Here is a 20,397-nt window from a genome sequence, read left to right as displayed (position 1 = left end):
CTGCAGTCAGTACCCGCGCCAGATCCAGCCACCACCAAAGATGCGAGAGCCTTCGGGCGCATAGAAGACGCAGGCCTGTCCCGGGCTGACGCCTTCCTCGGCGACCACCAGTTCCACCTCGGCCTCCGTCTCCGAGATCGGGCGCACCACCGCCTCGCGCGGGGGCCGGGTCGAGCGGACCTTGACCATGAGGTGCCACTCCTCGCGGCTGGTGAACGGCTCGTCACCCAGCCAGTTGATCTCACGCACGGGAACCTTGCGGGTCGCCAGCATCTCCTTGGGGCCGACGATGACCTGTCGAGCCTCCACGTCCAGTTTCACGACGTAGAGTGGTTCCGACAAGCCGCCGATGCCAAGGCCCCGGCGCTGGCCGATGGTATAGTGAATGACACCGTCATGTTCGCCCAGCACGCGGCCATCCACATGCACGATCTGGCCGGGCTCGGCAGCACCGGGGCGCAATTTCTCGATCACCGCGGCATAATTGCCGTCGGGTACGAAACAGATGTCCTGGCTGTCCGGCTTCATCGCGACGCTCAGCCCGTATTTCGCCGCAAGCGCGCGGGTCTCGTCCTTGGAGGGCAGGTGGCCCAGCGGGAAGCGCAGGTAATCCAGCTGTTCGGGGGTGGTCGAAAACAGGAAATAGCTCTGATCGCGCGAGGCATCGGCGGCGGAATGCAGTTCCGCACCGCGTTCACCCATCTTGCGCTGGATGTAATGGCCTGTCGCCATGCAATCGGCGTCCAGGTCCTTTGCCGTTTCCAGCAGGTCCTTGAACTTCACCCGTTCGTTGCAGCGAATGCAGGGGACCGGGGTTGCGCCGCCCAGATAGCTGTCGGCGAACTCGTCGATGACCGCCTCGCGAAAGATGTTCTCGTAGTCGAGGACATAGTGCGGAAAGCCCATTGATTCGGCGACGCGGCGCGCGTCGTGGATGTCGATCCCGGCGCAACATGCGCCCTTCTTGGCCAGGGCCGCGCCGTGGTCATAAAGCTGCAGCGTCACGCCGACCACGTCATAGCCTTCTTCCTTGAGCATGGCGGCCACGACGGAACTGTCGACGCCGCCGGACATGGCGACGACCACGCGGGTTTCGGACGGCGGTTTGGGCAGGCCCAGCGAGTTCAGTGGGCGCGTGTCGAGGGGCATGACGTCTCTCCTTGGAATGGCGGGAAATATAGGAAAATCCGACCTATTCTCAAGGGGGCGTTTCAGTCGTCGTTAAGTGCCGCGTGGCTTTATGGCCGCCAACGAAATGTTGGAGCAGGCAACATGTACCTTAAAAAGATCGATGGTCCGCGCGCAGTGAAGCTTCCCGATGGCAGCACGATGACTCGTGCCGACCTTCCGCCCCAGGAAACCCGCCGCTGGGTCGCCTCTCGCAAGGCGGCGGTGGTCAAGGCAGTGACCTTCGGCCTGATCAGCCAGGAACAGGCAAAGGATCACTACAATCTCAGCGACGAGGAATTGATGGAGTGGGTGAAGGCCGCGACCGAACACGGCGAGGACGCCCTGAAAGTCACCCGTGTGCAGAAATATCGTCAACCGTGAGTTGAAAGCTGGATCCTTCTGGTTATGGTAACAGGGCGTTAACCTTTTTCGCTGAAACATGGGTACAACCTTAAGACATTGCCCGGAGACCCAAATGCGTATCTTGCTGGTAGAAGACGATCCCACCACCTCGAAAAGTATCGAACTGATGCTGAGCCATGCAAATCTCAACGTCTATTCGACCGACATGGGCGAAGAGGGGATCGACCTGGCAAAGCTCTATGACTACGACCTGATCCTGCTGGACCTCAACCTGCCGGACATGAACGGGCATGAGGTTCTGCGCCAGCTGCGCGTCGCGCGGATCGACACGCCGATCCTGATCCTGACGGGCGAGGACGATACGCAGTCCAAGATCAAGGGCTTCGGTTTCGGCGCGGACGACTACATGACAAAGCCTTTCCACCGGGACGAACTGGTGGCGCGTATCCACGCGATCATCCGCCGCTCCAAGGGCCACTCGCAGTCGATCATCCGGACCGGCAAGATTTCGGTCAACCTCGATGCAAAGACGGTCGAGGTCGCGGGCAAGCCCGTGCATCTGACCGGCAAGGAATACCAGATGCTGGAACTGCTCTCCTTGCGCAAAGGGACGACGCTGACCAAGGAGATGTTCCTTAATCACCTGTATGGCGGCATGGATGAACCGGAGCTGAAAATCATCGACGTGTTCATCTGCAAATTGCGCAAAAAGCTGTCCGAGGCTACGGGCGACGACAACTATATCGAGACCGTCTGGGGCCGTGGTTACGTCCTGCGTGATCCTGAACCCACGCAGGAAGAACCCAAGGCGATCGCCGCGAACGGGTGATGGCTGGACCTTGTCCCTGACCCCGCCTATCACTTCGGGCAGGTGAGACGCGGGGGCGGAGATGGCCAAGACAGCCTTCAGTGAGAAAACGGTCGGGGATCTGACCGAGGCAGAGGCGCGAGAGGAACTCGCGTCTCTTTCGCATATTCTGGGCGAGGCGAACCAAGCCTATCACGCCGAGGATGCGCCGAAGATTTCCGATGCGGAATACGACGCGCTCAAGCAGCGCAATCTCGAGATCGAGTCGCGTTTCCCGGACCTGAAACGTGCCGACAGCCCCAGCGAACAGGTCGGCGCCGCGCCGGCCGAAGGGTTTTCCAAGGTCCGGCACGCGATCCGCATGATGTCGCTGTCCAATGCCTTCGAGGATGCGGATATCTCGGATTTCGATTCCTCGATCCGCCGCTATCTCGGCCTGGGGCCGGAGGCTCCGCTGCGCTACACGGCCGAACCCAAAATCGACGGGCTCTCGCTCTCGCTGCGCTACGAGGGGGGAAAACTCGTCCAGGCCGCCACGCGTGGTGACGGCAGCGAAGGCGAGAACGTCACTGCCAATGCCCGAACCATTGCCGATATTCCCGAAACCTTGACCGGGGCGCCCGATGTGCTGGAGGTGCGCGGCGAGGTCTACATGAGCCATGCCGACTTCGAGGCGTTGAATACACGGCAGGCAGAGCGGGGCGGAAAGACCTTTGCCAACCCGCGCAACGCAGCCGCCGGATCGCTGCGGCAACTGGATTCGGAAATCACCCGCAGCCGTCCCCTGAGATTCTTCGCCTATTCCTGGGGCGAGCTCTCAGAGCCGCTGGCCGAGACCCAGATGGCGGCCATCGAGCGATTTGCCAAGCTGGGATTCCAGACCAACCCGCTGACCCGCCTGTGCAACGGGCCGGCAGACATGCTTGAACACTACGCCCTGATCGAGGAACAGCGCGCAACGCTGGGCTATGACATCGACGGGGTGGTCTACAAGGTCAACGATCTGGACCTGCAGGCGCGGCTCGGGTTCCGGTCGACAACGCCCCGCTGGGCCATCGCGCATAAATTCCCCGCCGAGCTGGCCTGGACCCGGCTCGAGGCAATTGACATCCAGGTCGGTCGTACCGGCGCGCTCAGCCCGGTGGCCCGGTTGACGCCGGTGACGGTCGGCGGTGTCGTCGTCTCGAACGCCACCCTGCACAACGAGGACTATATCGCCGGGCGCGACAGCAGCGGCAATATGATCCGCGATGGCAAGGACATCCGTATCGGTGACTGGGTGCAGGTCTATCGTGCCGGCGACGTGATCCCGAAGGTGGCGGATGTGGATCTGTCCAAACGTCCCTCGGATGCCGAACCTTACCAGTTCCCGACCACATGCCCGCAATGCGGATCCGACGCGATCCGGGAAGAGGGCGACGCCGTGCGCCGCTGTACCGGCGGGTTGGTCTGCCCGGCCCAGGCGGTCGAAAAGATGAAACACTTCGTGTCTCGCGCCGCTTTCGACATCGAAGGGCTGGGGGCGAAACAGGTCGAGCAATTCCACGCTGACGGCTGGATCGCCGAACCGGCGGACATCTTCGCCTTGGAAGCCCGCTATGGCAGCGGCATGCAGCAACTCAAGAACCGGGAAGGCTGGGGCGAGAAATCCGCGGCCAATCTCTTTGCCGCGATCGCGGAACGCCGCAACATACCGCTGGCGCGCCTGCTGTTTGGCCTGGGCATCCGCCACGTCGGAGAGGTGGCGGCCAGTGATCTGGCCCGGCACTTTGGCACCTGGGATACGCTGGTTGCGGCCATCGACGCGGCTGGTCCTGCGGCGAAGGCCCAGCGCGATGCCGATGCCGCCGAAGAGGCCGAGCGCCGTGCAGCCGCAACAGAAGGGCGCCGCGCGCGTATCAAGGAAAGCCGAGACGCCGCCTGGGCCGATGTGCCCGCAGAGGCACGCGCCGCCTGGGACGAGATCACCGGCATCGACGGCATCGGCGCCACGGTCGCCGTCGCCCTTGTCACCAGTTTCGCGCAAGAGGCCGAACGCGCCTCGATCGACCGGCTGACCGACCATCTGACCATCCAGGAGGCCGAACGCCCCGATACCGAAGGCTCTGCCGTCGCGGGGAAAACCGTGGTCTTTACCGGTTCGCTCAAGCGGATGACGCGGGCCGAGGCAAAGGCGCGCGCCGAGGCCCTGGGCGCGAAGGTCTCGGGCTCGGTCTCGAAAAAGACGGATATCGTGGTTGCTGGCCCCGGCGCCGGCAGCAAGGAGAAGAAGGCGCGCGAACTGGGGCTGATGGTGCTGGACGAGGACAGCTGGCTGGAGCTGATCGGCGCATGAGTGGACGGCCCGAGCCGCTCTGGCCACTCTTTGCCGATCTCACTGGATTGGATGGGATCGGGCCGAAGTCGGCGCAGGCCCTCGAAGCGGCGGGGATCGAGACCCCGCGCGACCTTCTGTTTACCTTGCCCTATTCCGGGATCGACCGACACCTGAAGGACAGCGTGATCGCCGCAGAACTGCCCGGTGTCGCGACGGTCGAGGCCATGATCGGGAATCATCGTCCATCCGCGCGACGCGGTGGTGCCTACCGGGTCGAGGCCGACGATGCGCGTACGCGCTTTCAGGTGGTCTTTTTCCATGGCGGCGGCGAGTACATCAAACGCATGTTGCCCACGGGGCAAAGGCGTATCCTCTCTGGCCGGGTCGAGCTTTTCGACGGCGTGCCGCAGATGGTCCACCCAGAGCATATGCTGCGCCCCGAAGAGGTGGATCAACTGCCGGGATTCGAGCCGGTCTACCCGCTCACCGGGAACATCACGCAAAAACTGATGACCCGGGCGATGACCGACGCGCTGACCCGATTGCCGGACCTGCCGGAATGGATCGACACGGTGCAGAAGTCCTCTGAAGGCTGGCCCGATTGGGACGCGGCGCTGCGTGCGGCTCATGCGCCCGAGGGGCAGCAGGATCTGTCGCCGATGGCGCCGGCACGGGCGCGCCTGGCCTATGACGAACTGATGGCGCACCAGCTGACCCTGGCCCTGGCCCGGGCGAAACGGCGGCGCGCCCCGGGGATCGTCAGCCAGGGCACGGGCCGTTTGCGGGACCGCGTGCTGGCCGCGCTGCCCTATAGCCCGACCGGGGCGCAGACGCTTGCGATCCGGGAGATCGCCGAGGATATGGCCAAGCCGCAGCGGATGAACCGGCTGTTGCAGGGCGACGTGGGCGCGGGCAAGACGCTGGTCGCTTTCATGGCGTTGCTGACCGCGGTCGAGGCGGGCGGGCAGGGGGTCATGATGGCCCCGACCGAAATTCTTGCCCGTCAACACCTTGAGGGCTTGCAGCCGCTTGCCGAAAGCGCAGGTGTGGTTCTGGAACTGCTGACCGGGCGCGACAAGGGAGCGGAGCGCAAGGCCAAGCTGGCGGCGCTTGCGCAGGGCGACATCCAGATCCTTGTCGGCACCCATGCGGTGTTTCAGGCGGATGTGGAATTCGCCGACCTTCGGCTGGCCATCATCGACGAACAGCACCGCTTTGGCGTGCGTCAACGGATGGAACTGGGCAAAAAGGGCGTGGGCGCGGATGTGCTGGTCATGACCGCCACGCCGATCCCGCGCAGCCTTGCGCTGGCGCAGTACGGCGACATGGATGTTTCGGTTCTGGATGAGAAACCGCCGGGCCGCAAACCGGTCAAGACGGCGCTGATTTCCAACGAACGCATGGACGAAGTTGTCGACCACCTGCGCCGCGCCATTGCCGAGGGACGGCAGGCCTACTGGGTCTGTCCGCTGGTCGAAGAGAGCGAAAGCTCCGATCTGGTGGCCGCCGAGGCGCGGTTTCAGCACCTGCGCGCGGCGCTTGGCGAAGGGGTTGTGGGTCTCGTGCACGGCCAGTTGCCGCCAGCGGAAAAGGACGCGGCAATGGCGCGTTTCGTGGCCGGGGAGACCGCCGTCCTGGTCGCGACCACGGTGATCGAGGTCGGGGTGAACGTGCCCAATGCCTCGATCATGGTGATCGAACGGGCCGAGAGTTTCGGTCTGGCGCAGTTGCACCAGTTGCGCGGACGTGTGGGACGGGGCGAGTCGGCCTCGACCTGCCTGCTGATGTATCAACCTCCGTTGTCAGAGACGGGGATGAAGCGCCTGACCACGCTGCGTGAGACGGAAGACGGGTTCCGCATCGCCGAGGTCGACCTCGAGATGCGCGGCGCGGGGGATGTGATCGGCGTGGCGCAATCCGGGCTGCCACGTTTCAGAATTGCGGATCTTGAACGGCAGGCGGCGCTGATGTCCGTTGCGCAGTCCGATGCCCGCAGGCTTTTGGCAGAGGATCCGGATCTGACCGGCCCGCGCGGACAGGCGGCACGCCTGCTTCTCTGGCTGATGCGGCAGGACGAGGCCATCCGCCTTATCGGCGTTGGCTGACATCGTGCGGCCAACCCGGGGGGACCCGGACCTGCATGGCTCCGATCGCCGGGGACAGCGCATTTCCAGTGGAACTCACAATTTGTTCCCAAATGTTCTCATTAAGTTCTTTACAGGTTGTTAAGAATATGAGAACAAAGGGTCAACAAACGGAACACTGGAGCCGAGCCATGATCGACACCGTCAAGACCGTCCTGAACCGCCAGCACGATACGCTCTGGCAGGATGCCCTCGGCGCCGTTGCCTTGGCGGTGATCTTCATCGGTGCGCTGCACCTGCCGTCCGTTTTCTGAGTTTCTGCCTGCGTGTCTGTAGCCCTGGTCAAACGCACATGCCTGTCCGGATGTGCCGCCTGTCCCCAGATCGGTTCGCCTGCCTGTAACCGGTCACGACCACGGTTTCCTATGGATCAACACGCTCCTGGCCGCCGCCTCCTTGTCCCGGAGTGCGGCGGCTTTTTTCTTTTCGGGATAGTGGATTGAGCCAGTCAGGCGGACTGCGAGTCCCGCGCTTCCTCGACTGCTTGGCTGGCCGCGTCGAGCGCCAACATGATCGAGGCATGCCGGTTCTTGTAGGCGGCTGCCGGGCGCAGCACTTCCAGCCCGTCGAAAGGTGCGGGTGGCGTCGGGCCGTCCTCTTTCAACATGGCGCGCAGGGAATCGCGGGCGGCCTGAATTTCCTCCGGTGTGCGCCCGATGATGGCGCTGCCGACGACGGAAGCCGCTGCCTGGCCAAGCGCGCAGGCCTTCACGTCCTGGCCAAAGTCGGCAACCTTGCCGTCCTTCATGGTCAGGTCGACAGTCACGGTCGAACCGCACAGCGGCGAGCGCTTCTTGACGCTGACCTGAGGATCCTCGAGCCGGGAATTATGCGGAATCTCCGCCGCCAGTTCGAGGATGCGACCGGAATAGAGCTTGATCAGGTCGGTTTCGCCGCTCATGGCTTTCTCCTGCTGCAGGTCTCACATACATAGGCGGCACGGTCCCCGATGCAAAAGGTTTTTCCAATGGCTTTCGACACCTCCACACTAAAGTATGATGATCGCGGCCTGATCCCCTGCATTGCGCAGGACGCCGAGGGGGGCGAGGTGCTGATGATGGCCTGGATGAATGCCGAGGCCGTGGCCAGAACGCTGGAATCGGGCCGCGTGACCTATTGGTCGCGGTCGCGGCAGGCTTTCTGGATCAAGGGAGAAAGTTCGGGGCACATCCAGGAACTGGTCGACCTGCGGGTGGATTGTGACCGGGATTGCCTTTTGGCCCTGGTGCGGCAGACGGGTCCGGCCTGCCATACCAACCGGCGCAGTTGTTTCTACACCGCGCTGCGCGACGGCGACGAAGTGGAACTGATGAAGCCGATGATCGGGTAAGAGATTACGCGGTCAGGCCGACCATTTCTCGGAGTTCCCGAGGGGTTCGGCCCTCGGCGCGATAAGTGGCGATGGCGCGGGCGTCGTCGCGCTTGGCGAGGCGTCGACCGTTTTCATCGCGGATCAGGCGGTGATGCAGGTAGACAGGTGTCTCCAATCGCAGAAGCGCCTGCAATAGAACGTGGATCTGCGTCGCGTCGTAAAGATCCTCACCCCGGATCACATGGGTGACGTCCTGTGCGGCGTCATCCAGCACCACCGATAGATGGTATGATCCAAGAAAATCTTTTCGAGATAATACGATATCACCCACACTTAATGTCAAATCAGGAGCGGAGAGGGTGATCCTGCGGCCCGGCGTGCCGCCGTCGGGACCGGTTTCAACGAAGTCCGCCAGCGGTGTTTTCAAGGTCGCCAGTGCGGCGGCCATGTCCAATCTCAGCGCCATCCCGTCGGGTGGCTTCGCGGTGTCGCGCGGATAGCGGTGTCGGCAGGTGCCGGGGTAGACCACGCCATCCGGCCCATGAGGCACTTCGGCGCCTTCCTGCGGAGCGGCAACGGCGGCGGAGATGTCGCGGCGCGTACAGCTGCAGCCGTAGAGCAGGCCGCGCGACCACAGGTCTTGCAGCGCGGCTTCATAGGCCTGCGTGCGGTCGGATTGGCGCATCGGCAGGGCATCCCAGGTCACCCCGAGCCATGTCAGGTCGTCCAGGATTTGACGTTCCCACTCTGGGCGAGAGCGTGTGTGGTCAATGTCCTCAATCCGCAACAGAAAACGCCCGGCTGCTGCGCGCGCCAGATCATGCGCCAGAAGCGCCGAATAGGCATGTCCCAGATGCAGTGGACCGGTCGGGGACGGCGCAAAGCGTGTAGTGAATATCACTTCTTTTCAACAACATATACGGTTGATTCAATGTTCTTTCCGGGCAGGTGAGGGCCGTGCTCGCGGAAGAGTTGCGTCAGGCACCCGTCGGCCACGCGGCGTTCCACCAGGGCTTCGAAAGCCGGATCCTCAAGCGTATGATCGTTGAAGGAAAAGACGCATTTCGCACCCGCATCCAGGGCGTCGAAGATGCGTTCAAGCGCGCCAAGGGGCGCGGCCCCGGCACCGATGACACCGATGGCGGCGATTGCGGCATAGCCGCCGGGCAGTGGATCGTCCGTGCCGATCGGGGTCAGGTTGCGGTACGTCTGGCGCTCTTGTGCCAGTTCCAACATGCCGGGCGACAGGTCGACACCGTCGATGGTCGAGAATCCGGCCAGTCGCAACGCCAGTCCCGACAGGCCGGTGCCACAGCCGAAATCAAGGATCGGGGCGGTCAGATCCGGCATGAACGTGTGCAGGGCCTCGGCGCAGCGGCGTGGGGTGGCATAGCCTTCGCCCTCGACCGATGCGTCGTAAGTCTTTGCCCAAGCGTCATATAGTTCCCGGGTCTCTTCGTCTGTGCGGGCCTTGTAGACCTTGTCGAAATAGGGATCGCTCATGCAGACAGGGTTCTACTCTGCGGCCTGGTCGTCAACCCCCTGTTCGGCGAGCCATGCGCTCCAGACCTCCTTGGCACGGTCGGTGTAGCCCTTGTAGCGTTCCCGACGTCCCTTGCGGCCACCGCGCAGACCTTCGAGGGGGCGGAACAGACCGAAGTTGACGTTCATCGGCTGAAAGGTCTTGGCCTCGGCGCCGCCCGTGATGTGGTGGATCAGCGCGCCATGAGCGCTGTCCTGCGGCACGGAAGGCATTGTCTTTCCAAGGATTTCCGAGGCCGCCATGCGCCCGGCGATCAGCCCCATGGCCGCCGATTCCACGTAACCCTCGACGCCGGTGACCTGGCCGGCGAAGCGGATGTTCGGCTTGGACCGCAGCCGCATCTGTTCGTCCAGCAGGGTCGGGCTGTTCAGGAAGGTGTTCCGGTGGATCCCGCCGAGACGCGCGAAACTGGCATTCTCCAGCCCTGGAATCATTTTGAAAACAGAGGCTTGCGCGCCATACTTCATCTTCGTTTGAAAGCCGACGATATTGTAGAGCGTGCCCAGGGCATTGTCGCGGCGCAACTGCACGACGGCATAGGGTTTTTCCTCGGGCTTGTGCGCATTGGTCAGGCCGATGGGTTTCATCGGCCCATGGCGCAGGGTCTCTCGCCCGCGTTCGGCCATGACCTCGATCGGCAGGCAGCCGTCGAAGTAACCTGCTGTTTCGCCTTCATGAAATTCGGTCTTGTCCGCCGCCAGAAGGGCGTCGATGAAAGCTTCGTACTGATCCTTGGTCATCGGGCAGTTGAGGTAGGCCTTGCGCTCTTCCTCCGTCTCGCCCTTGTCATAGCGGGATTGCCGCCAAGCCACTGACATGTCTATGCTTTCTGCATAGACAATCGGCGCGATCGCGTCGAAGAAGGCCAACCGGTCAGAGCCGGTCTCGCGCTGGATCGCTTCGCCCAAGGCGGGGGAGGTCAAGGGCCCGGTGGCAAAGATCCACTGGCCCTCGTCCGGAAGTTTGTCGATTTCTTCGTATGAAATCAGTATGTTGGGGTGGTCTTGCAAGGCGGCGGTGACGCTCTCGGCAAAACCGTCGCGGTCCACGGCCAGGGCGCCGCCTGCGGGCAGGCGCCGGTCATAGGCCGTGGCCATGATCAATCCGCCGGCCTGCAGCATCTCCCAATGCAAAAGGCCCACGGCATTCTGTTCGTGATCATCCGACCGGAAGGAGTTGGAGCAGACCATTTCTCCAAGGTTTCCAGTCTGATGCGCGAAGGTCTTCACCTCGGGGCGCATCTCGTGAAGCACCACTTTCACGCCCATGTTGGCGGCCTGCCAGGCCGCCTCGGATCCGGCCATTCCGCCGCCGACGATATGCAATTCCTGTGTCATGGCGCGCATCTAGGCCAGGACAGCGCCGCTGCCAAGACCCCTTTGGAGTTTGTACGTTTTGTACGAAACGTACGCCGATTCCGACGTTTTGTACAAACGAGTCAGAAAGCCTTAACTCTTCTGCCAGTCGGGCAGACGTTTTTCCAGAAAGGCCGAGATCCCCTCGTCGGTGTCGCGCCACAGCATGTTCTCGACCATGACCTGACCGGCGTGGGCATAGGCCGCGTCCAGGTCCATCGTGATCTGTTCGTAGAAGGTGCCCTTGCCGATTTTCACCGCCGCCGTCAGCTTGGCGGCCACGGTCTCGGCCAGGTCGCGCGTCGCGGTGTCTAGCTGGTCAGGCGGCACGACCTTGTTCACGAGGCCCGCGGCCTCGGCCTCATCGGCTGACAGGAAACGTCCCGTTGTCAGCATCTCGAAGGCCTTCTTGCGGTGGACATTGCGCGTCAGCGCCACCATCGGTGTCGAGCAGAACAACCCGATGTTCACCCCGTTGACGCCAAAGCGCGTGCCCTCGGCCGCCACGGCCATGTCGCAGGAGGCGACCAACTGGCAGCCAGCGGCGGTGGCGATGCCATGCACCTGGGCAATCACCGGCTGGGGCAGGCGGGTCAGCCCGGTCATGACGCTGGTGCAGCGGGCGAACAGATCGGCGAAGTAACCGCGGCCGCCATCCTTGGCCTGGCGTCCGGCCTGCATCTGCTTCAGGTCATGCCCGGCGCAAAAAGCCTTGCCCGCGCCCGAAATCACGACGACGCGGGTTTCGCGGTCTTCGGCCAGGGCGTCGATCTGGGATTGCAGCGCGGCCAGCATCTCGTCCGAGAGGGCGTTCAGCCGTTCGGGGGCGTTCATGTGCAGATGCGCGATGCCGTCCGTGTCGTGACGTTCCAGGATTTGCATCTTGTCCTCCTCGTTTGGGGCAGATTAGCTGCCGCCAGATCGGGAGGAAAGACGGTGACGCTGAAACTGAATGCCGCAGAGGTGAGTGACTACCTGGAGGAGGTTTTTCCGCAGGTGGATGGCATGTTCGGGATCGACAGGCTGGACGAGGACCTGCTGGTCATGCGCCTGTTCAACGACGAGCGGCACCTGCGGCCCGGGGGCACGGTGTCCGGTCCCGCGATGTTCAGCCTGGCGGATGTGGCGGCCTATGTGGCGACGCTGGCGCGAATCGGAAAGCAGGCGCTGACCGTCACCACGCATTGTTCGATCGACTTCATGCGTAAACCCGCCGCCGGGGTCGATGTGCTGGCCGAGGCGCGGGTGTTGAAACTGGGACGTACGCTGTCGGTGACGGATGTTCTTCTGTTCAGCGAGGGCGAGGCCAAACCGCTGGCCCATGCCTCGCTGACCTATTCGATTCCGCCCGCGCGGTGAGGGGGCGGCGGCGTGACCCCCGCCTTGCACCCGTGCTCCGCCGTCAGGGCATCAGCTTCAACACGTAGCCGGGCAGGGCAAAGGCGGCCTTGTGCACCTCGGGCGTGTAGTAGTCGCAGGCGATGCCGGCGGTGGCGAAACGCTCTGTCAGGTCCTTGACCGTCACGCTGCGCGCCGTGCCATCGGTGCCCCAGCCGAAGGCCATTGGCCCGCCCGCGTAGGTCGGCACGGTGGCCATGTAGCAGGTGGCATCGGTGAACAGGGCCTGGAAGGCACGCATGGTGTTGGTCAGTTCATCGCCCTGCAGGAAGGGCACGCCGTTCTGGGTTACCAGGATGCCGCCAGGGGCCAGCGCGCGCTTGGCATGGCCGTAGAAAGTGTCGGTGAACAGGACCTCGCCGGGGCCGATGGGATCGGTGCTGTCGACGATGATGACATCGTAGCCGCCCTGGGTGACCTTCATGAACTCGGCCCCGTCGGCGATCATCAGGTCAAGGCGGTCGTCGTCGAAGGCGCCCTGGGACAGCATCGGCAGGTATTGCTTGGAAAACTCGACCACGCCGGCGTCGATCTCGACCATCGTGACCTGTTCGACACCCGCATGTTTCAGCACCTCGCGCGCCATGCCGCCATCGCCGCCGCCGACGATGCAGACCCGTTTCGCCGCGCCGTGAGCGAGGATCGGGACATGGGTCAGCATCTCGTGGTAGATGAAATTGTCGCCCTCGGTGGTCTGCACCACGTCGTCCAGCGTCAGCATCCGGCCAAAAGTGCCATTCTGGAAGACGCGCAGGCGCTGGTGGTCGGTCTCGCTGTCGTAGAGCAATTCATCGACGGTAAAGCTCTGGGCGTAATGGCCGTGCAGGGCTTCGCGCATCCAGGTCTTGTCGGTCATCGGGTCGGTCTCCTTGCGGTATGCGGGCGCGAGGATAGCGGGCGGTCCGGCCACCTCGACGGGGGCAATGAAAAAAGGGCGGCAGGGGCCGCCCTTTGACGCGATCTGCGCGGATTGGTCAGGCGGCGACGCCGGCCTCGGCCACCACGCCTTCGCCGCGCTTGAGCTCCTTGACGCGCACGTCGGCAGTCGAGAAGGCGCGGCCCAGCACGTCGACGGCCTTCCACGGTTCGGCATCGCCGCACATGAAGACGTCGAAGGCGCCGTAGCCGATTTCCGGCCATGTGTGGACCGAGATATGGCTTTCGGCCAGCACGGCCACGCCGCTCACGCCCTGGGGGCTGAACTTGTGCGTGTGGATGTGCAGCAGGGTCGCGCCGCAGGTGTCCACGCAGTCGCGGAAGGCCTGCTGGATGCGTGCCTCGTCGTCGAGACCCTCTCCGTCGACCACTTCGATGATCAGGTGGGTGCCCGCAAAGACGCTGCCGTCGCGGCGGATGAAGTGATCGTCGCGGTTTTCGTCAAAGACGTCGCGCGGCATCACGGATTCATTTGCGGGGGCCAGACCCCGGGTGGTGTCTTCCTCTTGGGCGCCTGTCTCCAGACCGTACCCCAGTTGGAAGAGGTTGATGTCCTTCATGACATGCCTCCTTCAAGCCAGCAGTGCGTTCCAGTCGGTCCCTTAGCGCCCCCCGAAGACACATGAGCCCAGCACGATGGCTGGGCGTCCGGGTTGGGATCGGGTCCGAAAGTAAGGCCCACCTAAGAGCCTGCCTTGAGTCGTTCAAGAGAAAATTTCTGCAAGCGCGAGAAAATCCGCCATGCGTTCGGAACAGGGCGGTCAGGGCGCGGCGCCGATACCCCAGAACAGGCCGAAGCCCATCACCGCCAGGCTGGCCAGGGCGGCGTATCCCGTCAGCTTCCAGCGGCAGAAGGGGCGTTCGCCGAAGGTGCGCCCGTCGAGGCCGGAGACCACCACCTTCATCGGCGTGTCGTTCCAGCGATAGTGCAGGATCCAGACCGGCAGCAGGATGCGGCGATAGCGGATGCCCGAGGTGTCGGCGTTGAAGCCGATGTTGGACACGCGGCTCTTGTTGATGTGGCCCTTGATGCGGTTGCGGATCAGCAGCCGCTTGTCCGCCTCGTTGGCGGCCAGGCCTTCGGCGACGCTCTGGTGATGGCGTTCGGCGGCGAAACCGGCGAGGTATCCGGCGCGGTAGGGGCGCAGGCGGCGGGGGTCGAAATGATGCAGGATGCCGTCGCGGATCAGTGGCGTGACATGCGGGCTGGCGGGCATCAGAAGGTCGTCGAAATCCACGGTCATGCTGCCATTGGTGCGCCGGGTGCGGCGGTTCTTGCCGCTGCCGGTGGTGTAGCTGGCCCAGTAGTCCACGGCCTCGGTGCTGTCGAAGGTCCAGAAGGGGGCATAAAGCCCTGCGACACGGCCCTTTTCCACGGTCGCGGCCAGGTCCTTGGGGGCCGCGAGCCGGCCGCGCACCCAGTCCAGCGCATGTTTCTGCGCGTCCTTTTCCGGGACGCGAAACGGGATCAGCGCGGTGGTGCGATAGCCCGTGTCCGCCGAGGACAGCACCACGGCGCCATCGCAATAGGGGCAGCGGTCCGACAGGGCGGCGCCGGTAAAGACCACTTCGCCGCCGCAGGTTTCGCAACGGTGGGCGCGGCTGTCGGGCAGGTCGGGCGGCAGGGTTTCGGGCGTGTCGACGTGATAGTCCGTTTCGGCGCTGGCGGCCCCGTCCCAGGGCGTTTCCAGCGTCCGGGTGTCGCCGCAACTGGTGCAGGCCAGCGCCTGCACCGCGGGATCGTAGAGACACTGGCCGCCGCAGTTCGGGCAGCGGAGCTCTGACTGGTCGGTGTCGATCATGTTCATGAATCGGCGTCCGAGAGCGCGCTGGCGATGTGCAGCAGGATTTCAAGCCTCAGCCAGGACCGCGCGATGGCCCCGTCGAGATCGCCCGAAGCGCCCCAGTCGCCGATGATCGTGGCCAGGAACCAGGTGGCCATTGCCCAGATCGCGATCCAGGACCATCCCGCGATGGTTCGCAGAAACCCGGCGGATCCCTGTTTCAGCTCGTGCTTGGCCTCGTAGACGTGAACCAGCTTGCGCATGGCCCCGGCGCCAATGGCGGTCGACAGTGCCATCAGGGCGAGGCCGGACAGAAGCGGACCGAGAAGAGAAAATGGTTGCATCGGGGGTCTTGTCGTTGTTCGGGCGCAGACTGCATGGCGGCCAGACCTATCGCAAGGCAGTATTCCCTGACCTTGTGCGGTGGTCGAGAGGTGCGAAAATTTGGGGTAATATGATACCGTAATCGCAAGTTAATGATTTTATTGCATTAATTCTGTGGTCGTGCGCTTGACTGGGGAAATCGCCTGCGTATAACGGCGCAATCGAATTCAGGGCCGGGGCTTCGCCTCGGCTTTCTCACTCGAAACGGACCGATACATATGAAAACCTACTCTGCAACTCCGGCAGACATCGACAAGAAATGGATCGTGATCGACGCCGAAGGCCTCGTTCTGGGTCGTCTTGCCTCGATCGTCGCCACGCGGCTGCGCGGCAAGCACAAGCCTTCCTTCACCCCGCACATGGACTGTGGTGACAACGTCATCATCGTGAACGCGGACAAGGTGCAGCTGACCGGCAAGAAGCGCGACGAGCACTTCTACTGGCACACCGGCCACCCGGGCGGCATCAAGTCGCGCACCAAGGCGCAGATCCTTGAAGGCGCCCACCCCGAGCGCGTCGTCTTCCAGGCCGTCAAGCGCATGCTGCCGGGCAACCGCCTGTCGCGCAAGGTGCTGACCAACCTGCGCATCTACGCCGGCGCCGAGCATCCGCACGAAGCCCAGAACCCCGAGGTTCTGGACGTGAAATCGAAGAACTCCAAGAACACCCGGGTGGCGAAATAATGGCTGATCAGATCAACTCTCTGGAAGAGCTGGGCGCAGCAGCCGGCGTCGAGGACGTCGTCGTCGCCGAGGAAACCCCGCGTGAGCCGGTCCGTGACGAGCTGGGCCGCTCCTATGCCACCGGCAAGCGGAAGGACGCGGTGGCCCGCGTCTGGATCAAGCCGGGTTCCGGCAAGGTCACCGTCAACGGCAAGGAAATGGACAAGTACTTTGCCCGTCCGGTTCTGCAGCTGATCCTGCGCCAGCCGTTCCAGGTGGCCGGTGTCGAAGGCGAATTCGACGTCTATGCCACGGTCAAGGGCGGCGGTCTGACCGGTCAGGCCGGCGCGGTCAAGCACGGTGTCTCGAAGGCGCTGCAGCTGTACGATCCCTCGCTGCGCGGCCCGCTCAAGGCGGCCGGCTTCCTGACCCGCGACAGCCGTGTCGTCGAGCGTAAGAAGTTCGGTAAGCGCAAGGCGCGTCGTTCGTTCCAGTTCTCGAAGCGCTAAACGTTTCGACATCGCGATTGCAGGGGCCCTTCGGGGCCCCTTCTTTTTTGGGTGTGGGGGTTCCGGCCCGATGCTTGCCTGTGGCAAGCCCCCGGAGGTATTTGGGACGCAGGAAAGAAGGGGTGCGGCGCGGGTGGAAACGGTCGGGATCGAGGATGCGGGAAGGCTGGCGCATGTTGTGTCGGGGACGGTCGATGCCGAGCGGCTGACGCTGTTTTCCACGATGAAGAACGAGATGGGTTTCCTGCCGGCCTGGCTGGACCATCATCGCGCCATCGGGTTCGAACAGTTCCTGATCTGGGACGATGCCAGCGACGACGGATCGTTCGATTATCTGTGCGCGCAGCCGGACGTGGTGGTGATGCACTCGGACCTCTCTTTCGGGGATCTGCTGCGCTATCGTGATCCGGACGGGGCCGTGCGCGAGGAGCGGGCGGGGACCTATTTCAAGATCGCCCTGCCGCATCTTTTCTTCGATGGTGCCTTTGTCGGTTACGTCGACGCGGATGAATTCCTGATCCTGCCACCGGGTGTCACCTCGATCCGTGAGGTGGTCGACCGGTTGCGGACAGAAGGCGCGCCTTCGGCGGTGGCCTCGGTGGTGGAGTTCTTTCCGGCCTCGGCCAATGGGTTGAAAGGGGAACTGCCGCAGAATTTCGACGCGCTGATCAAGGCCTATCCGTATTTCCAGTGCGAGCCGCTGGTGGCCCTGCGGCCGGGCGCCCAGCCCGAGCTGCTGGGCAAGTCCAAGACGGCCCGGCTGTTCAAACGGTACGGGGTCGAACCGCAGGTGGTGCGCCGGGGCTGGCAGCGGGTCTGGATGTCGTCGCGCGCCAAGAAGGCGCAGCAGTTCCAGAAATCGCCCCGACACAAGACGCCGCTGGTGCTGCGCGATGCGCAAAGCCGGCTGACCGGGTCACATTATGGCAACTTGGCCCCCTCGTCCGAGGTGCTGCTGACGGTGGCGCACTTCGTCTTTACGGCGCAGTTTGCCGACAAGATCGACCGGGCGACCGCCTGGGGCGCCCATGCCAACGCTGCCGCCAAGTATCGATATTACGCCCAATTGCTGGAGCGTATGCAGGACGTCGAGGATGGATTCCTCGATGAGAGCTCTGTGTCCTACGAAGGACCGGAGCAGCTGCTGCGTTGCGGGCTCATGCGCTGGTAGGCGGCAGCACGAAACGGGCTGAGGGCCAGGCCTCGGCGACCTGGGGCAGGCGGAGGGCCGCTGCCTCGTAGACGGGGGCATAGTGACGGGCGATTTCGCCTTCCAGCTCTTCCGAAAGGCCCGATCCCTTGGCGCGGCTGTTGACCGCGCGCATCCCGGCCTGGGCATCCACCGCCACATCCGCAAAGCGCGACAGGTCGGCGATTCCATTGGCCGTGAACAGCGTCTCGAACGGGGTCAGAAAGACGTCGCCGGGGTCAAAGACCGCCTCTATGGCCGACAGGGTCTGATCGTATCGGCTGCGCGCCTCGGCCTCCGGGGTGGCGTAGAAGGCGCGCAGGGGAGCCTCGTTCTCGGCGGCCTCTGGCAGGCGGCCCTTTTCCATTTCCATCCGCATGTGAGAGCGCAGGCGGTCGACCGGGTCGCGCATGGAGAACAGCAGCTTGACGGCGATGCCCCGGCTGGCGAACCCGTCGCGAATGCGGGCCAGAATATCGGCGGGAAGCGCCGCGTAGGAGGGGGTGATGTCACCCGTGCGCGTGATTCCGTCCTGTGCGAGGAGCCCGGCGAAATAGTCGAAATAGGCGTTTTCGTCCTGTTGCAGGCGCCAGCGCAGATGCGCCGCCGGCTCCGGCGCGCCGAGCGCGACCTTGGCACGGGCGCGCAGCTTGCCCAGAGTTGAGGGTTCGGGCGCGCGGTAGCGGGCAAAGATGCCGCCGCGGTGATGTTCCCAGGACTGGTATTCCCCCAAGCGGCCGAAATCCGATCCCGGCTGGCGTGCCAGGTAGGCCTGGATCCAGGAGGATCCGCATTTCTGGCCCCCGAGGCCGAGAAAGAAGGTCTTGGTCATCCTGGCTCCCTGGCGGCGGTCATGGCGCGCGCCTGTCGTTTCGCTGGGCCGGAAATACCTCGGGCGGCTTGCCCCTGGCAAGCGGGGGCAAGCCGCCACCCGGCCGCTTCTATTGATCCGGCGGTATCAGGCCCAATCCGCGCAGGTAGACGCCGATGCCCGATTCCAGCAGGTCCTCGGGCGGGAAGGGGGCCTGGGTGCCGGGCGAGTTGCGGGCGAAAAGCTCGACCACCCCGTGACTGAGGGCCCAGACATGGGCCGAGAACATTGCCGGGGGCGGGCGTTTTTCGGGCGGGATATGCTGCGAGAGCTTCTCTGCCGCGGTTTCCAGCACCGCGCGCGCCCGGGACGAGGCCATCGCCAGTTCCGGTGAATGGTTGACCGAAACGCCGGATTCGAACATCGCGATGTAGTGGCCGGGATATTTGCGCGCAAACGCCAGGTAGGCCCGGCCCGTCGCCTCGAAGGCGGCCAGAGCCGAGGGTTGGCCCTTGTCATAGGCGTATTGCATGACATCGGCGAAAATCTCGTAGCCCTGCCGCGCGGCTTCGGCGATCAGGTCCTCGCGGCCGGAAAAATGCCGGTAGACCGCCGCCGGGGTGACGCCGGCCTGTTTCGCCGCCTCCGAGAGGGTAAAGCCCGAGGGGCCTTTCTGCTCGATCAGCTTCAGCGCGGCCTCGACCAGGGCCTGGCGCAGGTTGCCGTGATGGTATCCGCGTTTCTTGACCATGTCCGGCCCGTCAGGCCTCCCAGATCTCCGGCCCGCCCAGGACCTTGGAATCGGGCGCGCCCAGGGCCTTGCTGTTCTTGCGCGCGTAATCGAGATGGGTCAGCACATGGCGGATTGCGGCCAGCCGGGCGCGTTTCTTGTCGTCCGACCGGACCACCGTCCAGGGCGCGGGGGAGGTGTGTGTGCGGGTCAGGGTTTCCTGGATGGCGGCGGAATAGGCATCCCAGCGGGCCAGCCCCTCGACGTCGATACGGCTGAGCTTCCACTGTTTCAGCGGGTCGTTCTCGCGCTTCAGAAAGCGACGCAACTGTTCGGCGCGGCCGACGTTCAGCCAGAACTTGAAGACATGGATGCCCTCGTCCACCAGCATCTTTTCGAAGGCGGGGACCTGGCTGAAGAAATGCTCGCGCTGTGCGTTGTCGCAAAAGCCGAAGACATGTTCGACCACGCCCCGGTTGTACCAGGACCGGTCGAAAAAGACGATTTCCCCGGCTGCCGGCAGGTGGTCGATGTAGCGCTGGAAATACCATTGCGTGGCCTCGGTGTCCGAGGGTTTGCCAAGCGCCACGACACGGGCGCCGCGCGGGTTGAGGTTCATCCGGAAACGCTTGATCGTGCCGCCCTTGCCGGCGGCGTCGCGTCCCTCGAAGACCAGCGCAAGGCGGGTGCCGCTTTCCTTGGCCCAGGCCTGCATCTTGACCAGTTCGATCTGCAGGCGTTCCATTTCCTTGTCGTAGGTCTTGCGCTTCATTTCCTCGGAATAGGGATAGCTGGTGTCGAGGATGTCGTCCTTGTCGGCGCGGCTGATCGCCTCGCGCACGGGCTTGGGGGCGTCATGCTCGAAGTAGCTGGAGATGGCGCCGTCGAAGGGGAGCGTCATGGAGGGCCTCGCGCGTCTAAGTGACCGGCACTATGGGATGTTAAGAGGATTAACGCAAACCATTGTCGCCCCCGTGACGGC

General features: G+C 63.9%; 23 protein-coding genes. 10 read left to right on the top strand and 13 right to left on the bottom strand.

Annotated elements, in window-relative coordinates; genetic code table 11:
• Nucleotides 1-6: 6 nt before the first annotated feature.
• On the bottom strand, nt 7-1,149 hold the full coding sequence (mnmA, locus tag ACQY5B_RS11690; protein ID WP_420325149.1) for a tRNA 2-thiouridine(34) synthase MnmA: 1,143 nt from the start codon (nt 1,147-1,149) through the stop codon (nt 7-9).
• 123 nt (nt 1,150-1,272) lie between these two features.
• Here mnmA and sciP point away from each other — a divergent pair, with 123 nt between their 5' ends.
• The 5 genes from sciP to ACQY5B_RS11665 all read left to right on the top strand — a co-directional run bounded on the left by sciP (nt 1,273) and on the right by ACQY5B_RS11665 (nt 7,056).
• Nucleotides 1,273-1,551 carry a CtrA inhibitor SciP gene (sciP, locus tag ACQY5B_RS11685; protein ID WP_305970297.1) on the top strand — a complete coding sequence of 93 codons (279 nt, stop codon included), beginning with the start codon at nt 1,273-1,275 and terminating at the stop codon, nt 1,549-1,551.
• Between the two features lie 94 nt (nt 1,552-1,645).
• Nucleotides 1,646-2,362, top strand: a complete 717-nt coding sequence (ctrA, locus tag ACQY5B_RS11680) for a response regulator transcription factor CtrA (protein WP_305970296.1) — start codon at nt 1,646-1,648, stop codon at nt 2,360-2,362.
• A gap of 61 nt (nt 2,363-2,423) precedes the next feature.
• Nucleotides 2,424-4,676, top strand: a complete 2,253-nt coding sequence (ligA, locus tag ACQY5B_RS11675; RefSeq protein ID WP_420325150.1) for an NAD-dependent DNA ligase LigA — start codon at nt 2,424-2,426, stop codon at nt 4,674-4,676.
• Nucleotides 4,673-6,763: an ATP-dependent DNA helicase RecG gene (gene recG / locus ACQY5B_RS11670; RefSeq protein ID WP_420325151.1), complete on the top strand. Its 2,091-nt coding sequence runs from the start codon at nt 4,673-4,675 to the stop codon at nt 6,761-6,763. The genes ligA and recG overlap by 4 nt, the downstream gene beginning before the upstream one ends.
• 170 nt (nt 6,764-6,933) lie before the next feature.
• A complete protein-coding gene (locus tag ACQY5B_RS11665; RefSeq protein WP_305970293.1) occupies nt 6,934-7,056 on the top strand; it encodes a hypothetical protein in 123 nt (40 codons plus the stop codon).
• A 194-nt stretch (nt 7,057-7,250) separates the two neighbouring features.
• Here the strand turns inward: ACQY5B_RS11665 and ACQY5B_RS11660 are convergent, their stop codons facing one another.
• Nucleotides 7,251-7,703, bottom strand: a complete 453-nt coding sequence (locus ACQY5B_RS11660) for an iron-sulfur cluster assembly scaffold protein (RefSeq protein WP_420325152.1) — start codon at nt 7,701-7,703, stop codon at nt 7,251-7,253.
• Nucleotides 7,704-7,751: 48 nt separating this feature from the next.
• Between ACQY5B_RS11660 and hisI the strand changes: the two genes are divergently transcribed.
• Nucleotides 7,752-8,132 (top strand): phosphoribosyl-AMP cyclohydrolase, encoded by a 381-nt coding sequence (hisI, locus tag ACQY5B_RS11655; protein ID WP_420325153.1) that lies wholly within the window; start codon nt 7,752-7,754, stop codon nt 8,130-8,132.
• Between the two features lie 4 nt (nt 8,133-8,136).
• Here hisI and gluQRS read toward each other — a convergent pair whose 3' ends face one another.
• The 4 genes from gluQRS to ACQY5B_RS11635 all read right to left on the bottom strand — a co-directional run bounded on the left by gluQRS (nt 8,137) and on the right by ACQY5B_RS11635 (nt 11,894).
• The gene (gluQRS, locus tag ACQY5B_RS11650; RefSeq protein ID WP_420325154.1) at nt 8,137-9,015 is read right to left on the bottom strand and encodes a tRNA glutamyl-Q(34) synthetase GluQRS; all 879 of its coding nucleotides are present in this window, start codon (nt 9,013-9,015) and stop codon (nt 8,137-8,139) included.
• A complete protein-coding gene (locus tag ACQY5B_RS11645) occupies nt 9,012-9,617 on the bottom strand; it encodes a class I SAM-dependent DNA methyltransferase (protein WP_420325155.1) in 606 nt (201 codons plus the stop codon). The genes gluQRS and ACQY5B_RS11645 overlap by 4 nt, the downstream gene beginning before the upstream one ends.
• Before the next feature lie 12 nt (nt 9,618-9,629).
• Nucleotides 9,630-10,994: a methylenetetrahydrofolate--tRNA-(uracil(54)-C(5))-methyltransferase (FADH(2)-oxidizing) TrmFO gene (gene trmFO, locus ACQY5B_RS11640; RefSeq protein ID WP_420325156.1), complete on the bottom strand. Its 1,365-nt coding sequence runs from the start codon at nt 10,992-10,994 to the stop codon at nt 9,630-9,632.
• 111 nt (nt 10,995-11,105) lie between these two features.
• On the bottom strand, nt 11,106-11,894 hold the full coding sequence (locus tag ACQY5B_RS11635) for an enoyl-CoA hydratase (protein WP_420325157.1): 789 nt from the start codon (nt 11,892-11,894) through the stop codon (nt 11,106-11,108).
• Nucleotides 11,895-12,017: 123 nt separating this feature from the next.
• Between ACQY5B_RS11635 and ACQY5B_RS11630 the strand changes: the two genes are divergently transcribed.
• Nucleotides 12,018-12,371, top strand: coding sequence for a PaaI family thioesterase (locus ACQY5B_RS11630; protein ID WP_371931769.1), 354 nt, complete (start codon nt 12,018-12,020; stop codon nt 12,369-12,371).
• Between the two features lie 43 nt (nt 12,372-12,414).
• On the opposite strand, the gene speE is transcribed toward ACQY5B_RS11630, so the two are convergent.
• The 4 genes from speE to ACQY5B_RS11610 form a co-directional block, all read right to left on the bottom strand.
• Entirely contained in the window at nt 12,415-13,266 is an 852-nt protein-coding gene (gene speE, locus ACQY5B_RS11625) for a polyamine aminopropyltransferase (protein WP_420325158.1), read from the bottom strand.
• Between the two features lie 118 nt (nt 13,267-13,384).
• Complete coding sequence (gene speD / locus ACQY5B_RS11620) at nt 13,385-13,906, bottom strand: adenosylmethionine decarboxylase (RefSeq protein WP_305970285.1); 522 nt, start codon at nt 13,904-13,906, stop codon at nt 13,385-13,387.
• 201 nt (nt 13,907-14,107) lie between these two features.
• Entirely contained in the window at nt 14,108-15,154 is a 1,047-nt protein-coding gene (locus ACQY5B_RS11615; RefSeq protein ID WP_420325159.1) for a TFIIB-type zinc ribbon-containing protein, read from the bottom strand.
• On the bottom strand, nt 15,151-15,474 hold the full coding sequence (locus ACQY5B_RS11610; RefSeq protein WP_420325160.1) for a hypothetical protein: 324 nt from the start codon (nt 15,472-15,474) through the stop codon (nt 15,151-15,153). The genes ACQY5B_RS11615 and ACQY5B_RS11610 overlap by 4 nt, the downstream gene beginning before the upstream one ends.
• A gap of 258 nt (nt 15,475-15,732) precedes the next feature.
• Between ACQY5B_RS11610 and rplM the strand changes: the two genes are divergently transcribed.
• From rplM to ACQY5B_RS11595, 3 genes are all read left to right on the top strand, one after another.
• Nucleotides 15,733-16,197, top strand: coding sequence for a 50S ribosomal protein L13 (gene rplM, locus ACQY5B_RS11605; protein ID WP_305970282.1), 465 nt, complete (start codon nt 15,733-15,735; stop codon nt 16,195-16,197).
• Complete coding sequence (gene rpsI, locus ACQY5B_RS11600; RefSeq protein WP_305970281.1) at nt 16,197-16,685, top strand: 30S ribosomal protein S9; 489 nt, start codon at nt 16,197-16,199, stop codon at nt 16,683-16,685. Before rplM ends, rpsI begins: the two co-directional genes overlap by 1 nt.
• 133 nt (nt 16,686-16,818) lie before the next feature.
• Nucleotides 16,819-17,856: a glycosyltransferase family 2 protein gene (locus ACQY5B_RS11595; protein WP_420325161.1), complete on the top strand. Its 1,038-nt coding sequence runs from the start codon at nt 16,819-16,821 to the stop codon at nt 17,854-17,856.
• Here ACQY5B_RS11595 and ACQY5B_RS11590 read toward each other — a convergent pair.
• The 3 genes from ACQY5B_RS11590 to ppk2 all read right to left on the bottom strand — a co-directional run bounded on the left by ACQY5B_RS11590 (nt 17,843) and on the right by ppk2 (nt 20,316).
• A complete protein-coding gene (locus ACQY5B_RS11590) occupies nt 17,843-18,706 on the bottom strand; it encodes a hypothetical protein (RefSeq protein WP_420325162.1) in 864 nt (287 codons plus the stop codon). The two genes, ACQY5B_RS11595 and ACQY5B_RS11590, sit on opposite strands and share 14 nt — an antisense overlap.
• A 109-nt stretch (nt 18,707-18,815) precedes the next feature.
• A complete protein-coding gene (locus ACQY5B_RS11585) occupies nt 18,816-19,436 on the bottom strand; it encodes a TetR/AcrR family transcriptional regulator (protein ID WP_305970278.1) in 621 nt (206 codons plus the stop codon).
• A 10-nt stretch (nt 19,437-19,446) separates the two neighbouring features.
• Nucleotides 19,447-20,316, bottom strand: coding sequence for a polyphosphate kinase 2 (gene ppk2 / locus ACQY5B_RS11580; RefSeq protein WP_420325163.1), 870 nt, complete (start codon nt 20,314-20,316; stop codon nt 19,447-19,449).
• Nucleotides 20,317-20,397: the final 81 nt, after the last annotated feature.

The sequence above is a fragment of the Antarctobacter sp. genome, assembly GCF_965277915.1.
GTDB lineage: Bacteria > Pseudomonadota > Alphaproteobacteria > Rhodobacterales > Rhodobacteraceae > Antarctobacter.
This window is presented reverse-complemented; position numbering and strand designations above follow the sequence as displayed.

What these genes read in the sequence shown, in the direction of transcription:
- ACQY5B_RS11665 (WP_305970293.1), top strand. Translation starts at nt 6,934, where the DNA reads ATGATCGACACCGTCAAGACCGTCCTGAACCGCCAGCACGATACGCTC.
- ACQY5B_RS11630 (WP_371931769.1), top strand. Translation starts at nt 12,018, where the DNA reads ATGTTCGGGATCGACAGGCTGGACGAGGACCTGCTGGTCATGCGCCTG.
- ctrA (WP_305970296.1), top strand. Translation starts at nt 1,646, where the DNA reads ATGCGTATCTTGCTGGTAGAAGACGATCCCACCACCTCGAAAAGTATC.
- ligA (WP_420325150.1), top strand. Translation starts at nt 2,424, where the DNA reads ATGGCCAAGACAGCCTTCAGTGAGAAAACGGTCGGGGATCTGACCGAG.
- ACQY5B_RS11660 (WP_420325152.1), bottom strand. Translation starts at nt 7,703, where the DNA reads ATGAGCGGCGAAACCGACCTGATCAAGCTCTATTCCGGTCGCATCCTC.
- hisI (WP_420325153.1), top strand. Translation starts at nt 7,752, where the DNA reads ATGCAAAAGGTTTTTCCAATGGCTTTCGACACCTCCACACTAAAGTAT.
- sciP (WP_305970297.1), top strand. Translation starts at nt 1,273, where the DNA reads ATGTACCTTAAAAAGATCGATGGTCCGCGCGCAGTGAAGCTTCCCGAT.
- speD (WP_305970285.1), bottom strand. Translation starts at nt 13,906, where the DNA reads ATGAAGGACATCAACCTCTTCCAACTGGGGTACGGTCTGGAGACAGGC.
- ACQY5B_RS11590 (WP_420325162.1), bottom strand. Translation starts at nt 18,706, where the DNA reads ATGACCAAGACCTTCTTTCTCGGCCTCGGGGGCCAGAAATGCGGATCC.
- ppk2 (WP_420325163.1), bottom strand. Translation starts at nt 20,316, where the DNA reads ATGACGCTCCCCTTCGACGGCGCCATCTCCAGCTACTTCGAGCATGAC.
- rpsI (WP_305970281.1), top strand. Translation starts at nt 16,197, where the DNA reads ATGGCTGATCAGATCAACTCTCTGGAAGAGCTGGGCGCAGCAGCCGGC.
- mnmA (WP_420325149.1), bottom strand. Translation starts at nt 1,149, where the DNA reads ATGCCCCTCGACACGCGCCCACTGAACTCGCTGGGCCTGCCCAAACCG.
- ACQY5B_RS11615 (WP_420325159.1), bottom strand. Translation starts at nt 15,154, where the DNA reads ATGAACATGATCGACACCGACCAGTCAGAGCTCCGCTGCCCGAACTGC.
- ACQY5B_RS11585 (WP_305970278.1), bottom strand. Translation starts at nt 19,436, where the DNA reads ATGGTCAAGAAACGCGGATACCATCACGGCAACCTGCGCCAGGCCCTG.
- trmFO (WP_420325156.1), bottom strand. Translation starts at nt 10,994, where the DNA reads ATGACACAGGAATTGCATATCGTCGGCGGCGGAATGGCCGGATCCGAG.
- ACQY5B_RS11635 (WP_420325157.1), bottom strand. Translation starts at nt 11,894, where the DNA reads ATGCAAATCCTGGAACGTCACGACACGGACGGCATCGCGCATCTGCAC.
- speE (WP_420325158.1), bottom strand. Translation starts at nt 13,266, where the DNA reads ATGACCGACAAGACCTGGATGCGCGAAGCCCTGCACGGCCATTACGCC.
- ACQY5B_RS11645 (WP_420325155.1), bottom strand. Translation starts at nt 9,617, where the DNA reads ATGAGCGATCCCTATTTCGACAAGGTCTACAAGGCCCGCACAGACGAA.
- recG (WP_420325151.1), top strand. Translation starts at nt 4,673, where the DNA reads ATGAGTGGACGGCCCGAGCCGCTCTGGCCACTCTTTGCCGATCTCACT.
- rplM (WP_305970282.1), top strand. Translation starts at nt 15,733, where the DNA reads ATGAAAACCTACTCTGCAACTCCGGCAGACATCGACAAGAAATGGATC.
- ACQY5B_RS11610 (WP_420325160.1), bottom strand. Translation starts at nt 15,474, where the DNA reads ATGCAACCATTTTCTCTTCTCGGTCCGCTTCTGTCCGGCCTCGCCCTG.